At 39.9% G+C, this 15,450-nt stretch carries 12 protein-coding genes; 1 reads left to right on the top strand and 11 read right to left on the bottom strand.

What is annotated here, in order from left to right:
* Positions 1–10 precede the first annotated feature (10 nt).
* On the bottom strand, positions 11–1,483 hold the full coding sequence (gene guaB, locus ABXG98_RS00315; RefSeq protein WP_353537441.1) for an IMP dehydrogenase: 1,473 nt from the start codon (positions 1,481–1,483) through the stop codon (positions 11–13).
* 223 nt (positions 1,484–1,706) lie between these two features.
* On the opposite strand from guaB, the gene xseA reads away from it, so the two are divergent.
* Positions 1,707–3,035 (top strand): exodeoxyribonuclease VII large subunit, encoded by a 1,329-nt coding sequence (xseA, locus tag ABXG98_RS00310; protein WP_353536686.1) that lies wholly within the window; start codon positions 1,707–1,709, stop codon positions 3,033–3,035.
* Positions 3,036–3,059: 24 nt separating this feature from the next.
* On the opposite strand, the gene ABXG98_RS00305 is transcribed toward xseA, so the two are convergent.
* The 10 genes from ABXG98_RS00305 to ndk form a co-directional block, all read right to left on the bottom strand.
* A complete protein-coding gene (locus tag ABXG98_RS00305) occupies positions 3,060–3,743 on the bottom strand; it encodes a PilZ domain-containing protein (protein ID WP_353536685.1) in 684 nt (227 codons plus the stop codon).
* 208 nt (positions 3,744–3,951) lie between these two features.
* On the bottom strand, positions 3,952–5,445 hold the full coding sequence (gene der / locus ABXG98_RS00300; protein ID WP_353537440.1) for a ribosome biogenesis GTPase Der: 1,494 nt from the start codon (positions 5,443–5,445) through the stop codon (positions 3,952–3,954).
* A gap of 140 nt (positions 5,446–5,585) precedes the next feature.
* A complete protein-coding gene (bamB, locus tag ABXG98_RS00295) occupies positions 5,586–6,836 on the bottom strand; it encodes an outer membrane protein assembly factor BamB (RefSeq protein ID WP_353536684.1) in 1,251 nt (416 codons plus the stop codon).
* A 9-nt stretch (positions 6,837–6,845) separates the two neighbouring features.
* Positions 6,846–7,505: a YfgM family protein gene (locus ABXG98_RS00290; protein ID WP_353536683.1), complete on the bottom strand. Its 660-nt coding sequence runs from the start codon at positions 7,503–7,505 to the stop codon at positions 6,846–6,848.
* Positions 7,506–7,527: 22 nt separating this feature from the next.
* A complete protein-coding gene (gene hisS / locus ABXG98_RS00285) occupies positions 7,528–8,802 on the bottom strand; it encodes a histidine--tRNA ligase (protein WP_353536682.1) in 1,275 nt (424 codons plus the stop codon).
* Positions 8,803–8,916: 114 nt separating this feature from the next.
* Positions 8,917–10,047: a flavodoxin-dependent (E)-4-hydroxy-3-methylbut-2-enyl-diphosphate synthase gene (gene ispG, locus ABXG98_RS00280; protein ID WP_353536681.1), complete on the bottom strand. Its 1,131-nt coding sequence runs from the start codon at positions 10,045–10,047 to the stop codon at positions 8,917–8,919.
* A gap of 37 nt (positions 10,048–10,084) precedes the next feature.
* Positions 10,085–11,056, bottom strand: coding sequence for a RodZ domain-containing protein (locus ABXG98_RS00275; RefSeq protein WP_353536680.1), 972 nt, complete (start codon positions 11,054–11,056; stop codon positions 10,085–10,087).
* A complete protein-coding gene (pilW, locus tag ABXG98_RS00270; protein WP_353536679.1) occupies positions 11,057–13,369 on the bottom strand; it encodes a type IV pilus biogenesis/stability protein PilW in 2,313 nt (770 codons plus the stop codon). It lies immediately after the preceding gene.
* Positions 13,370–13,412: 43 nt separating this feature from the next.
* On the bottom strand, positions 13,413–14,597 hold the full coding sequence (rlmN, locus tag ABXG98_RS00265; protein ID WP_353536678.1) for a dual-specificity RNA methyltransferase RlmN: 1,185 nt from the start codon (positions 14,595–14,597) through the stop codon (positions 13,413–13,415).
* Between the two features lie 206 nt (positions 14,598–14,803).
* Positions 14,804–15,235: a nucleoside-diphosphate kinase gene (gene ndk, locus ABXG98_RS00260; protein ID WP_353536677.1), complete on the bottom strand. Its 432-nt coding sequence runs from the start codon at positions 15,233–15,235 to the stop codon at positions 14,804–14,806.
* Positions 15,236–15,450 lie beyond the last annotated feature (215 nt).

Genomic DNA, 15,450 nt, shown 5'->3' with positions numbered 1-15,450 from the left:
CTCAACCGATCTATCCCATACGATAATTGGGGGCTTCTTTTGTGATGGTCACATCGTGTACATGTGATTCACCCATTCCTGCTGAGGTTATCTTCATAAACTCAGGTTTAGTGCGCATCACTTCAATTGTTTCACTACCCGTTAAGCCCATAGACGAACGTAAGCCGCCCATCTGTTGATGAATAATAGCCGCAACGGGGCCTTTATAAGCAACACGACCTTCGATACCTTCAGGCACTAATTTATCGGCTTCACCATCAGTTTTTTGGAAGTAACGATCGCTCGAACCTTCTTTTTGACTCATTGCGCCTAACGAGCCCATACCACGATAAGATTTATAATAGCGTCCCTGATACAGCTCGACTTCACCAGGTGATTCCTCTGTGCCGGCCAACATACTTCCCACCATGACACAATGTGCGCCAGCAACTAGCGCCTTGGCAATATCACCTGAAAAACGAATACCGCCATCAGCAATCACCGGGATATCAGTGCCTTTTAATGCTTCAACAGCATTAGAAATAGCCGTTAATTGTGGCACTCCAACACCCGTTACAATACGGGTTGTACAAATTGAACCTGGGCCAATACCTACTTTAACCGCATCAACACCAGCATCAGCTAATGCCTTGGCTCCAGCACCTGTAGCTACATTGCCTGCAACAATTTGTAAATCTGGGTACTTGTCACGCGTTTCTTTGACGCGATCTAATACGCCTTGAGAATGGCCATGAGATGTATCAATTAATAGTACATCTACACCGGCTGCTACTAATGCATCAATTCGTTCATCCGTACCAGCACCAACACCAACGGCGGCGCCAACACGTAAACGACCTAATTCGTCTTTACAGGCATTAGGTTTGCTTTCAGCTTTTTGATAATCTTTTGCGGTAATTAAGCCTTGCAGCTTGAAATTGCCATCAACCATTAGGATTTTTTCAATTCGGTTTTCATGCATCAAGCCAAGAATTTCTTCACGTTCGGCCTTGTCAGTAACCGTAACCAACCTATCTTTAGTTGTCATCAAAGCTGACACAGGTTTAGTTAAATCTGTTTCAAAACGTAAATCACGACCAGTAATAATGCCGACTAAATTATTAGCACTGTCGACAACAGGAAAGCCAGAAAAACCTAAGTCATCGGCTTTGTGCATCACTTGTTCAATAGAATCTTCAGGACTAACCGCGACAGGGTCACTAACTATACCACTTTCGTATTTCTTTACTTTTGAAACATTACTGGCCTGTTCTGCGATGGTCATGTTTTTATGAATGAAACCTAAGCCACCTTCTTGTGCTAAGGTGATCGCTAAGCGAGCTTCAGTTACTGTGTCCATAGACGCAGATACTAAGGGAACATTTAAATTAATTTTTCGAGTTAAACGGGTTTTCAGATCAGCCGTATGAGGTAGTACCTTAGAATGAGCAGGTACCAATAGAACATCATCAAAAGTTAACGCTTCTTGGGCAATTCGTAACATCGCAATATCACCAGAGTTGAGAGTAAAGTGGATACCAAACAAGTAAAAAAACTAAGCACACTTGGTATCGAATATTGCGGCAGAATTTTAACCGTTTTCTTTGTTTAGGTAAACATAAATTTGCGTTGCGCTACCAAAAAGAATGCAAAATAAATGCCCTATAGACAATTCCTCACGATATAATGCTAACTAACCTCGCTTAAACGTATTGGTATATAAAATTATGGCAACGCAGCACATCTTACAAGTTAGTGAACTCACTAAAAAGGTCCGTTTTATTTTAGAGAGTGAGCTTAATACTGTTTGGTTAACGGGTGAAATTTCAAACTTTGTTGCTGCTAGCTCTGGCCATTGGTATTTATCGTTAAAAGACAGCAAATCACAAGTACGTTGTGCCATGTTTAAAGGCAACAATAGAAAAGTGCGCTTAGCTAGTGCGCCACGCAATGGCCAACAAGTACTTGTACGCGCAAAAGTGTCACTATACGAGCCTCGTGGCGATTTTCAATTGATCATTGAACAAATGGAGGATGCTGGGGAAGGTTTATTGCGTCAGCAATTTGAACTCTTAAAAAGCAAACTCAATGCCCTTGGCCTTTTTGCACAAACGCATAAAAAGCAACTCCCTAGTCATATTCAAAGGGTCGGTATCGTTACCTCACCAACGGGTGCAGCGGTTAAAGATATTATTACTGTGCTCAAACGTCGCAGTCCCAACATTAATGTAGTAATTTACCCTGCATTAGTACAAGGGGAATACGCCAACAATGATATTTGCCATGCTATTCATCAAGCTAATACTCGTCAAGAATGTGATGTACTCATTGTTGGCCGAGGTGGCGGATCTTTAGAAGATTTATGGTCATTTAATGAAGAATGTGTAGTGCAGGCTATTTTTGACTCTGCTATCCCTGTTATTAGCGCTGTAGGTCATGAAATTGATACCACCCTTAGCGATTATGTTGCTGATTTACGTGCAGCAACTCCTTCAGCAGCAGCTGAGTTAGTTTCAAGTGATAACGGTGAACTGTTAGAAAAAATCGCCATACTGACTTTACGTCTAACCAATGCAGTTTCACGTAACAATACACAGCAACGCCAAAAACAAAGTCATTTACATCATAGGTTAGTACAAGTACACCCAGAGCAGCAGCTAAGAGTCCATCAGCAAAAATCTGATGAGCTCAATTTGCGCTTGGCCTCAGCAATGAAACGAGCCATGATGCAAAGCCAGCAGCGCCCCAAGCAATTACAGCAAAGGTTATCTCAATTATCGCCTATTAAAACCATTGCTGAGCAGCAAGTTCAGATAAAACAATTAAACCAAAGATTAATTCTTGCCATGCAGTATAAGATGCAACATAACACTGAGCTATTTGTGCATTTAATTGAGCAGCTACAGCTAGTAAGCCCTTTAGCGACTATAGCTAGGGGTTATAGTGTCACTCGTAATGCAGAAGATAAAGTGATTAGCTCGGTTGCACAAGTTAGCTCAGATGATCGCTTGACGATACAATTAACAGACGGTGTAATTAACGCTAAAGTTGTTTAAGGCTAATGGGTCCTTTTAACTAAGCTAGTCGTGTGAGGTAACAATGTTGTGCAATAATTGGCTCGCTTGAATGTTACTTTCAGCGTTAAACTTTACACCAAAAGACACGCCATCTACTTGTTGCTTTAAGTTACAAACCGCACCTTTCAATTTAATATTGTTGCCACCTTGTGTGTCCTCAACCACAATTTCAATGCCGGTTTTTTCCGATAACACAAGTTTTTCACCGTTAACAATACTTAACTGGCAACCACTAACAGAGAGGTTTTCAATTGTTGCTTGCCAATAGTTTTTATCTATTTTTACTTTGGCATTTATTTGGGTATCAATACGAATTGACGAACGTAAATGTTGCAAACCAACAGTGCGAGGAAAATCTAACACCATGATTCGAGAGGGCATTTGAATAGTTTGCTTGATAGTACTAATAAATGCGACCACCGCACCTTCATGGCCTTCAATTAAACCTCTTACCGTAATAGCAGCCCCTTGTATTAAATGCTGTGAGAACTTACCTAATTTACCAGCATCTGGGATTTGAATTAACACATATTGTTTGGGCAGGTAGCCAATAAAAGTTGTTCTGAATTTAGCGCGTTGGCCTGCGGGGGTTACTAAATCAAAGGTAACTACAGAGCCAGCATTGAGTAAAGCCAAATTGCGATCTAGGCGAGCAGCCGTATCAATATTTGTTGGTTGTTCCGTCATAAGTGCTTTATCAACAAAAACGAGAGTTTGTTAACTAACAGTAGCTAAAGGCTCTATTAAAAGCAATAGTTTTAAGTACCGGTATTAGCGGCGACTGTGAAAGTCGCCACTTGAAACTATCTGCTTGCCAATAATATGCTCAAAGCACTATCTAATGCATGCTTCCAACTTGCTATTTCATTAGTACCATTATTCACTATTTAACCAGTTATTTATTGTCTTTATTATACCCTTGCGTTGCTCGGGCAATTTTCTTTTGCTCGGTAAAGGTTAGTTTTTTCTTACCGGCAAATGGGTTTGAGGTTTCTCTAAATTCAATACGAATAGGAGTCCCCATGATTTTTAATGATTTACGATAGTAGTTCATTAAATAACGTTTATAAGAACTTGGCAATTTTTTCGCCAAATTGCCGTGAATAACAATAATTGGCGGGTTATAGCCACCAGCATGCGCATATTTAAGCTTAATTCGTCGGCCTTGGTGCATTGGTGGCTGATGATCAAACACCGCCATATCAAGTATCTTAGTTACCATTGCGGTAGAGATTCGCTTAGTGGCGCTAATAAAGGCTTCTTCTACAGACTCATACAAGTGACCAACACCAGTGCCATGCAATGCTGAGATAAAATGAATTTTAGCAAAATCAATAAAACCTAAGCGTCGATCAAGTTCTGTTTTGATGCGATCTTTAACATGATCATCCAAGCCATCCCATTTATTCACCGCCAACACCAGTGAGCGGCCTGATTCCAAAATAAAGCCTAACAAGCTTAAATCTTGATCGGTAATCCCCTCTCTAGCATCAATAATCAATAAACAAACATTGGCATCTTCAATTGCTCGCAAGGTTTTAATCACTGAGAATTTTTCTACCACATCGGTAACGTTTTTACGACGACGAATACCCGCGGTGTCAATTAAGGTATAACTGCGGTCATTATGTTCCATTGGGATATAGACACTATCGCGCGTCGTACCGGGCATATCATAAACAACCACACGTTCTTCACCCAACATACGGTTAGTCAGTGTTGACTTACCCACATTAGGTTTACCAATAATGGCTAACTTTATCGTGTCATTTTCTGATGGTGCTTGCGCGATCTGTTTTTCTAGTTCAGCTTCCGATAACTCAGCATCAAGTTCGTCATTGGTAAAGCCATCAAACTCTGTATTTTCACCGTCGAGTTTAGGCTGCCCCAATGCTTCAATATGTGGCGTTAATGCTAACGTTAATAATTGGGTAACGCCACGTCCATGAGCGGCCGCAATTTGATGAACTTCTTCACCTAAGCTTAAGTCATAAAACTCAGCTATCGCTGAATCAGCATCAATACCGTCTACTTTGTTGGCGACTAAAAATATTTTTTTATTTTGCTTACGTAAATAGTCAGCAATACCATAATCTGCTGATGTTAAACCATCGCGTGCATCCACTAAAAACAGCACCGCATCAGCTTCTTCAACCGCCATTAACGATTGCTCGGCCATTAGGGTGTCTATACCTTCTTCATCGCCTTGAATACCACCAGTATCGATAACAATAAAAGGATGTTCTTCAACTTCAGCTTTACCATACTGACGATCTCTAGTTAAGCCAGGATAATCTGCAACCAAAGCATTTCTAGAACGCGTTAAGCGATTAAATAATGTTGATTTACCAACATTGGGACGCCCTACAAGGGCAACAACAGGAAGCATGACAACCTCAAAATTCAAGAGTAAACTCTTAGCTAATCATTAAATAAAAGCAAGAGCGTAAAAACAAGTAACGGCCCCACATGCGATTGCATTGGAGCCGTATATAATTCTAGTATAAAAACCAGTAAAAAGCGCTGAGACTATTGCTCTGCTTTTATTGTTGTAGGCAAACTAATAGCCTGCAAATCACCGTCGCGTGATTGGCTATACAACACGTTATTCACAACCGTTGGTGTTGAGTGAATACCACTACTATCAATTTCATTGCGAGCAACAATTTCTCCGGTGTCTTGGTTTAACCAATGTAAGTAACCCTCAAAGTCACCAACCACTACATAATTGCCAATCACTGCAGGGCCTGTGACACCACGGTTAGCAAGAGCTAAGTTGCTCCAACGCTCAATGCCATTAATACGATCGACAGCGTAAACATGACCACGTAAATTAGTTAAAAAGATAGTATTGCGATCAATAGACATTTGACGGTATGACGAAAATTGGCGTTTCCAAACAATTCGGCCACTTTTCAACTCAATGGCAGCTAAATGTCCGCGTGATGAAATTGAATAGATTTTATCACCAAAAATTAACGGTGCTGAATCAACATCTATTACTCGCTCAAGTTCAGTTGTACCTGAAGCCTCACCTATTTCAGTTGACCAACCTTGTTGACCTTTTTCTAATAAGAAAACATCAATGCCACCTTTTGCTGTACCAATGAGTACCCCACCAGAAGCAATCACTGGCGCACTAATTCCACGCAAGGTTAATGCTGGTACGTCCTGCTCTACTTTCCACAGCTCTTCACCGTTGTTGGCATTAAATGCCTTCATAATACCCGAAGCCGAATTAACTATCACCACACCTGAGTCAACAGCAGGGGCATTTAAAATTTCCCCTTTAATGCTTGCTTGCCATTGCAGTTCTCCGGTATTGGCATCTAACGCATAAACTTTACCGTTTTCACTACCGATAAACACTTTGCCTAGACCGGTAACCGGACCACCTGAAAGTAACGCTGATTCTCGACTACTCCAAAAGCTCCGCTCATTATCAATATCACTGAGATCTTTATGCCAAAGCGCTTTACCTGTTTTAGGCTCAAAAGCAAACACATCACCGGCTCTGCTCGCAGTAAACACTTTATCGTAACCAACCACAGGCTTAAGACGAGAAAAGTAATCGCCACTGCCAGTACCAACACTTCTTTCCCATAACACCTTGGGCTCGAATTGTTGCTCAAATGTGGTAAGTTCAGCAGGTAAATCACTGTTATCTTCATCATCCGTTGATGAACAAGAAAATAGCATCCCTGAAAGTAGCAAAACCGCCAACACGTTAGTAGATTTAGCTAACAAGCGATGCTTAGTTTGTTTTTTAGGAAAGAGCATTCAATAACCTTATGACTTCTGTGCAGGATCAACAGCCGTTAAATTAACCGCAGTTGCTAAGTCATCTAACTTCATTTGTAAGCTTGGGCTGCTGGCTAAACCGTCAGCAGCAATTGCAGCTTGATAGGCATTTCGGGCTAATTCTTTTTTATCTTGCAATAAATAAGTATCACCTTTAATTTCTTCAATGGCCGCAGTAAAAGAGGCTGGTAATGGCTTGGCTAACGTAGCTAAGGCTTGTTCATACTGACCTAATTGAACTTGAACTCGCGCTAAACGTACACTGGCAATACCTTTAATACCGTCAGAAGGCGCACTTTCAAGTGCCTTGATTAATTGCTTTTGTGCTGTTTGCCACTCTTTAGCTGAAGCTGCTTCTTTAGCTAACGCTAATGCCGTTAATGAGACATAACTTGTCTCAGCATTTTCGTTAATAAATTTTTCCGCATTATTATTAAAAGCTGCTTTATCTTTGGTACTATTTTCGATTAGCACTTGATAGCTATCTGACACCGCTAGTTCATTTTCAAGCTTATTATCTTTATATAAATTAAAACCAATAAACCCAGCAAACCCAAGGGCAATACCGGCAATAATCATATTGCCATGTTCTTGCCAGTAGCTTTTAATTGCTTCTACTTGTTGTTCTTCTGTTTGATAAACTTCCACTACTTCACCTTAACTAAAGCCTTTATATTAAATCGGTTAACAAACTTGGGATTTTTTCAAACGCCACATTTTGTTGTTCTTGTTGCCCGCGTAAATATTTAACCATTACACGTTGCTCGGCGATTTCATCATCACCTAAAATTAACGCAATTTGTGCGCCTGACTTATCAGCACGCTTTAATTGTTTTTTCATGTTGCCGCCACCGCAATGACATTGCAAACGTATATCAGGCACTTGGTCACGCCATTGCTCTGCCAAGCTATTGGCTTGAAGTGATGCATCATCACCCAAAGTAACGATGTAAGCATCAACTTGTGAGCGAACATTAGCCACTTTATCTAAACTGGTTAACATTAATATTAACCGTTCAATACCTAATGCAAAACCAAAACCTGGGGTGGCTTTACCGCCTAATTGTTCTACTAACCCATCATAACGCCCACCTGCACATACAGTGCCTTGGGCGCCTAAACTTGTGGTAACCCATTCAAAAACAGTGCGATTATAGTAATCTAAACCACGAACTAGTCGTTCATTTAACACGTACTTAATACCTGCAGCATCTAAACGCTGACAAAGTTCGTTGAAGTGTGCTGTGGTTTCTTCACCGAAATGATCTGATAACTTCGGCGCTCCTACTAAAGCTTCTTGTACTTGTGGGTTTTTACTGTCTAACACCCGCAGAGGGTTAGTGAGCATACGACGCTTAGACTCTTCATCTAAAAGATCTTCACGTTCAGTTAAATACGCCACTAAAGCATCACGATAATTAGCACGTTCTTCATTACTACCTAACGAGTTTAACTCTAGTGTGACAAATTCATTGATGCCAAGTTCCCGCCATAAACGAGAAGTGAGTGAAATAATTTCAGCATCAATATCAGGAGTCGCGATTCCAAAGGCCTCTAGGCCAAATTGATGAAATTGACGGTAACGCCCTTTTTGTGGTCTTTCGTGACGAAACATTGGCCCCATATACCAAAGACGTTGTTCTTGGTTATATAATAAGCCATGTTGATTACCTGCACGAATACAACTTGCTGTACCTTCTGGACGCAAAGTTAGGCTGTCGCCGTTGCGATCATCGAAGGTATACATCTCTTTTTCAACAATATCAGTTACTTCACCAATAGAGCGTTTAAACAGCGCTGTAGATTCGACAATGGGCATACGAATTTCAGCAAAGCCATAGTTACTGGCCACGCGGCGCAGCACCGCTTCAACGGTTTGCCAAATATTAGTTTCACTAGGTAAACAGTCGTTCATACCTCGAATTGCTTGTATTGCTTTAGCCACTAAACGGATTCTCTCTTAACTGATAAAAATGCAGCGTGCATTATAGGCAGATTATGATAAAACGTAAATCATTATGCCTATTGCTTGTATTATATTACGCTGATGGGATTGTCATTATTTAATTTCGGTGATATCGATTTTGTTTTCTTGTGCCATTCGCTCATTCATCGCATGTGCTTTAGCCCGTATACGTTGTTCAAGTTGATCAACTAAATCAGTGTTATCAAAACGCTCTCGTTGGCGAATGCCATCAAGATAATAACCACTTTTTTTACTACCTCCAGTTAACCCTAAATCAGAGACCATAGCTTCCCCTGGACCGTTGACAATACAGCCGATAATAGACACATCCATTGGCGTCATTATATCTTCAATCCGCTGTTCTAGCGCATTTACAGTAGCCACTACATCAAACTCTTGGCGTGAACAACTCGGGCAAGCAATTAAGTTGATACCACGGCTGCGTAGTTTTAATGACTTTAAGATATCAAAGCCTACTTTAATTTCTTCAACAGGATCAGCAGCTAATGAAATCCGTAACGTATCACCAATGCCTTGAGCTAATAGCAAACCTAAACCAACAGAAGACTTAACTGATCCTGACCGTAATCCACCTGCTTCAGTAATCCCTAAATGAAGTGGATTATCTATCTGTTTGGCGAGTAATTTATAAGATTCAACGGCAAGAAAAACATCAGATGCTTTAACACTGACTTTAAACTGATCAAAATTAAGTCGATCTAAAATATCGACATGGCGCATCGCCGATTCAAGTAAAGCCTCTGGAGTTGGCTCGGTATAGCGCTCTTGAATATCTTTTTCTAGAGACCCCCCATTGACCCCTATTCGAATTGGAATATTTTTATCTCGAGCACATTCAACTACGCTACGAACTCTATCTTCACGACCGATATTTCCAGGATTAATCCGCAAGCAATCAACACCGTATTCGGCAACTTTTAACGCGATACGATAATCAAAGTGAATATCAGCAACTAAAGGTACACTGACTTGCTTTTTTATTTCTCGAAACGCTTCAGCTGCATCCATGGTTGGCACGCTTACCCGAACAATATCAGCACCGACCGCTTCTAATGATTTAATTTGGGCTACTGTTGCCACAACATCAGTAGTTTGGGTGTTGGTCATAGATTGTACGGTAATAGGAGCATCACCACCAACCGGGACGTTTCCGACCATGATTTGACGAGATTTTCTACGTATAATTGGAGATTCTTTAAACATAATTTTTCTTACAAATTGCCTGTATACTTGTACATAACTATAACGTTAGTGGCAAGGTGAATTTAGCAATATTACCCGCACTAAAAGAGGACATATCAATGGTTTGATTATTAAATACAATCGCGGCAAGCTCAGGCCTTCCAAGTGTTACTTTAAAAGGTGCTTGACCACTAATTGTCATTTCATAACCAGATTTTTTAACGCCCCAAGCAATCCGCTCACCGGTGTTATCATAAATATTGACCCAGCAATCACCCGAAAAAGTAAATATTACTGTGCTTATCTCAGTGTCAGCTATTTGCTCCAAAACAGGCTCAGCCTCAGGCACAAGCGTTGCAATTTTTTCATTTGATTCAATGTTTTGCGTATTAATGGTTTCTGGTACTGCCACGATTTCTTGTGCTGTCGATTCAGTATCAGATAATAAGGTAACAGGTGCCTGCTCTGGCTGCTCATTTGCTATTTCATTTTCTAAAGCTGCCAATTGTGCAGTATTATCTTTCCCTTCACCTGCGTCTTGGTTAATGATAGCGGCACTGTCGCTTACTACATTGCCATCAAGCTCTTGCTTTGATTCTTGCAACCACCACAACACCATTAAACCAATTAAAATGGCGACAATAAGGTAACTTAACCACATAATTCGGCTATGTTCAGCTTGCTTTTCGGTTAAATTGGAAAAACTCTGCATTTCGCTACGTTGAACTTCAGCAATACCTAACATATCATACGCGCTAAGCACCTCATTAATATCGATATTAACAAGTTTGGCATAACTACGTAGGTAACCTCGGTTATAGGTTGCAGGTAGTTTTTGATCAAAAACATCTTGCTCAATATTTTGCACTAAACGTTGTGTAAAATTTAATTTATCAGCCACATCTTCAACACTCAGAGACCGATTTTTTCTAGCGTCGGCTAACATCTGACCTGGACCTACCACGATCATATCTTCACAAAGTTCATCGACTTCTTTGGCTTGTTTAGTCGCTATTGATTTTTTGCTCATCTATTGATTCACCAACTTTGGGTTTTCTAAAAAAATAATCTCTTTAATATATATTTTTTTTCTTTTAGAAATATTATTCCATCGACGTAATGCCTTAAGCTTTATATTATATTTGACAGAAATACTATATAAAGTTTCCCCTGAACTCACTACATGAAATTTAGGGAATTTTTTGGTTTGTTCTTCAGCTGTTATTTCTGGCGTTTGCGTCTTTGGTTCTAGCGCATCATCAACAATAACCTTTTCTTCCATCAATTCATCGCTATTTTGCTTGGTATTCTCAAGTGTCTCGTCAACAACCACTTCATCGTTAATTTGCGGAGTATTTTCAAGGGTTTCTTCAACAGCCACTTCATCGCTAATTTGCGGAGCATTTTCAAGGGGCTCTTCAACAGCCACTTCATCGCTAATTTGCGGAGTATTTTCAAGGGTTTCTTCAACAGCCACTTCATCGCTAATTTGCGGAGTATTTTCAAGGGTTTCTTCAACAGCCACTTCATCAACAATCACATCATCAGTAGCTTGTGGTACATCCTCAACAATTGGCGTTGGTTTTTTTGCAATTAGAAAAATTTCTGTATTGGCCGATGATATTTCTTCTGACTCAATATCATTTATCTCTGCCGCACTTGATGTTATTGCATTTTCGCTATTTGTTTCGACTAACGCCACCTCATCAGCAATACTATCAACTACAGTGCTGTTTGATAAGGTATCGTCCATTAAAGCATTATCGTTTGAGGTATTCTCTACTGAGTTATTCTCTACTGAGTTATTCTCTACTGAGTTATTGTCTACTGAGGTATTGTCTACTAACGCAGTGTCTATCGTGGAATCATCGACAACACCTACCTTTGATTTAATGTCCTGGATAGTTTCAGCCGCTTGATCGCTCGTGATCGCCTCTTTGTCATTAGCAAGCTCAACTATTGGCTCTATAGGTGCTTCGCTTTTAGCTTCGGCAATCGAAGCTTGTGTAGTAACAACTTCAGAATTAACAGCTTCGTCAATCTGTTTAACCGCATCAATTGCAGCATCAGTAATCTCAGTGCTAGTTATGTTGCTATTTTCTTTTGATGTTTCGATATTAGCGGCAATATCAGCTTCTTCGATACTTTCACTTTCATCAGTGTTAACTACAACAGAAGCTGCTGTTGGCGTATTTAAAGCTATATCAGGCGTACTTAGCTGGTTATCAACTTCAGATGCTTTAGGAGTTTCAACTTCTACAAGGGTTAATGCTGCATTAATTGACGCTGAACTAGCCCTTGGCGCTAAACTCGTCTCAGGCACACTCACCTTAACAGGCGCTTTTTTTGCAATAACTGTTTTTTTCAAAGTTTCCTGATTATTTTCATCACGGCGTAATGCAGCAGGATGCTTTGGTGAGAGTTTTACAATACGTTTTTTAGGCTTACCGTTCTTTGCGCTAACTTTAGTTAAAAGGTATCTTTTTGCTAAATTGTCCGCTTCAATTAAAGCGAGTTCATTTAGCAGATATTGTTGTGCTTCCCATGACTGCGGGTACATTTTAACTAACATTGCCCCATAATTTTTGGCCGTACGACGTTGACCTAATTTAAAGTGTACTTTATAGGCTAAAGCTAACGATTGTGAGGTGAAGCGACGGGTGACTTTTTCAAAACGCTGCACAAACGTTTTTGCTTGTTTGTAATTGCCCATAGCGTATTGTAATTGAACCATTTGTAACAAAGTAGCCGCACTACTGGGGTTGTGGGCAATGGCTTTTTCAAGATAGGTTTCTGCTTTGACAAAGTTGTCGTTCTGCAAAAAACAAGACGACAAGTTGTCGTAGCTTTTTGCTACTAATACATAAGTAGGTACCGCAATCGCTTTTAAAAATTGTTTTTCTGCCGCGTCAAATTGCTTTTGACGACACAAGTACACTCCATAATTATTTAAGGTATCAGCATCATCGCTTTTGATCGACAAAGCCTTTTCAAAGGACTCTACCGTTAGCGTGTGCTCGCCAACCGTTTCATAATAATGGGCAAATGCTGTATACACCTGCACCATATCTGGGGCGAAACCTTTTGCTTTCTCTAAATTTTGCTTAGCTTGGGGCATATTGCCCATTTTTAAATAACCTAAGCCTAACGAAACACGGGTTGCCGCCATGTCATCCCTGTTTGCTTGATTTTGCACCACAGGTGTTTTGTCATTTTCATAATTCTGTGTAACACAGCCTGACAACGCTACCGATAGTAGCACTGGCGTGCTAATGATAGCCATGCTTAAAAATGTAGGTTTTTTAACTAAGTTTTTATCCATAATATGCTGAGCTTGCTTCATTAATTGTTATTTTTGAGTAAAACACTAGCTGATAATAGCGCGATCACACTATCTTTACTGAAATTTCGTCTGCTTTCACCTGTTTTTTTTCATTCTGCACATTTTGTTGCAATTGAGTACGCTTGGTTCTATCTAATACATCACCAGCCAACTGACCGCAAGCCGCATCAATATCTTCACCGCGTGTGCGTCTGGTGATCACGGTTAAACCATAACTTTGCAATACTTTATCAAAACGATCGATACGGGAGTTACTTGGGCGTTTATAAGGTGAGCCTGGATAATGGTTAAATGGTATCAGGTTTATTTTACTCGGTAAGTCTTTCAAAGCATGTGCAAGCGCATGTGCTTGCTCGGTTGAGTCGTTAACATGATCTAACATCACATACTCAATAGTCGCTTGTTTGTTTGCCTTAGAGCCTTCGACATAACGTTTAGCCGCAGCAATAAAATCTTCTAATGGATATTTTTTATTAATCGGCACTAACTCATCACGTAAGGCATTATCAGGAGCATGAACAGAAATAGCCAAGGCACAGTCTATCTTTTCTTTTAACATATCAAGTGCAGGAACTACACCTGAGGTACTAACGGTAACTCGACGTTTTGATAAGCCATATCCTAAATCATTTAACATGGTATCAAGTGCAGGAATTAGGTTTTTCATATTGAGTAACGGCTCACCCATGCCCATCATTACAATATTAGTAATAGGACGTTTACCGGTAATGCGCGTAGCACCAATATCATTGGCTACTCGCCACACCTGACCGATTATCTCAGCCATAGACAAATTTCGGTTAAAGCCTTGCTGTGCGGTTGAGCAAAATGTACATTCAAGGGCACAACCTACTTGTGATGAAACACACAAGGTAGCGCGATCATTTTCTGGGATCCACACGGTTTCAACTTCTTGCCCGCCCTCAAGTACTAAGGCATATTTGATAGTACCATCGTTAGACACTTGTTTTTGTGAAATTTCCGGTGCTTTTATTTCGCATTGGCGTTGTAACTTTTCCTTCAGTTTTTTATTCAAATTAGTCATTTGTTCAAAATCTGAATACCCAAAATGATACATCCACTTCATTATTTGATCGGCCCTAAAGGGCTTTTCACCAATTGAAGCAAAATAGTCACGCAAGCCTTGATGATCAAGATTTAACAAATTAATTTTGGCGTATTCTTTGGCACTTTTTATGACATTTTCAGGGGCGATTGATTCGCTCATACAACTAACTCTCAAACTAACAGGGGAAAAGGTAAAGCAAGGGGCGAATTGTACACTTTTTAAGCGCGAGTCGCAATTTTACCTATTAAGCAAAAACACAAAAGGATTTTACTGACGAGTCAGTAAAATCCTTTTTCTTTATGTAGGCAGTAGCTGAATTAACGACTACCACAATGTTGGAATAATCCCAACCTACAATAAATTACTTATCTTGTACGATTACAGATTTCTTCGTCAGAGAAGAAGTAAGCAATTTCACGTGCCGCAGATTCTAAAGCATCGCTACCATGACAGGCATTTTCATCAATTGAATCAGCATAGTCAGCACGTAAAGTACCCGCTAATGCTTCGCTTGGGTTAGTAGCACCCATAATTTCACGGTTTTTAAGAACCGCATTTTCGCCTTCTAAAACTTGAACCATTACTGGGCCTGACGTCATAAATTCAACCAAAGCACCAAAGAAAGGACGCTCGCTGTGCTCAGCGTAAAAGCCTTCAGCTTTTTCTTTGCTTAGGTGTAACATTTTAGATGCAACAATTTTAAGACCCGCAGTTTCAAAGCGGTTGTAGATTTGACCAATAACATTTTTTGCTACTGCGTCAGGTTTTACGATAGAAAAAGTACGTTCGATAGCCATGATAAGCCCTTTTAAATAAATTTTAGTGTATATAATTAAGCAGATATCAAAGTAACAAACCGACCTCTGCAAATTTTGGCGCGATTATAAACGAATTCACAGTAAATTTCTAATATTATAGGTTAAATAATTCTGAGAATAACTTATGTTTTTTTCTGGTCCTTTAGTCTTAGTCTTCAAATATAAAAATAATGGCTTTTTTATAAAAAAAGTTA

Origin of the sequence: Colwellia sp. KU-HH00111, from assembly GCF_040362745.1 — a bacterium.
In the GTDB taxonomy this organism is placed as follows: domain Bacteria; phylum Pseudomonadota; class Gammaproteobacteria; order Enterobacterales; family Alteromonadaceae; genus Colwellia.
Note: the sequence above shows the minus strand (reverse complement) of the source record. Positions and strands in the feature narration are given on the sequence as shown.

Bases quoted from the DNA above. Each gene is read 5' to 3' on its own strand.
- ABXG98_RS00275 (WP_353536680.1), bottom strand. From the start codon at position 11,056: ATGAGCAAAAAATCAATAGCGACTAAACAAGCCAAAGAAGTCGATGAA.
- xseA (WP_353536686.1), top strand. From the start codon at position 1,707: ATGGCAACGCAGCACATCTTACAAGTTAGTGAACTCACTAAAAAGGTC.
- ABXG98_RS00305 (WP_353536685.1), bottom strand. From the start codon at position 3,743: ATGACGGAACAACCAACAAATATTGATACGGCTGCTCGCCTAGATCGC.
- rlmN (WP_353536678.1), bottom strand. From the start codon at position 14,597: ATGAGCGAATCAATCGCCCCTGAAAATGTCATAAAAAGTGCCAAAGAA.
- guaB (WP_353537441.1), bottom strand. From the start codon at position 1,483: ATGTTACGAATTGCCCAAGAAGCGTTAACTTTTGATGATGTTCTATTG.
- bamB (WP_353536684.1), bottom strand. From the start codon at position 6,836: ATGCTCTTTCCTAAAAAACAAACTAAGCATCGCTTGTTAGCTAAATCT.
- der (WP_353537440.1), bottom strand. From the start codon at position 5,445: ATGCTTCCTGTTGTTGCCCTTGTAGGGCGTCCCAATGTTGGTAAATCA.
- pilW (WP_353536679.1), bottom strand. From the start codon at position 13,369: ATGAAGCAAGCTCAGCATATTATGGATAAAAACTTAGTTAAAAAACCT.
- ndk (WP_353536677.1), bottom strand. From the start codon at position 15,235: ATGGCTATCGAACGTACTTTTTCTATCGTAAAACCTGACGCAGTAGCA.
- ispG (WP_353536681.1), bottom strand. From the start codon at position 10,047: ATGTTTAAAGAATCTCCAATTATACGTAGAAAATCTCGTCAAATCATG.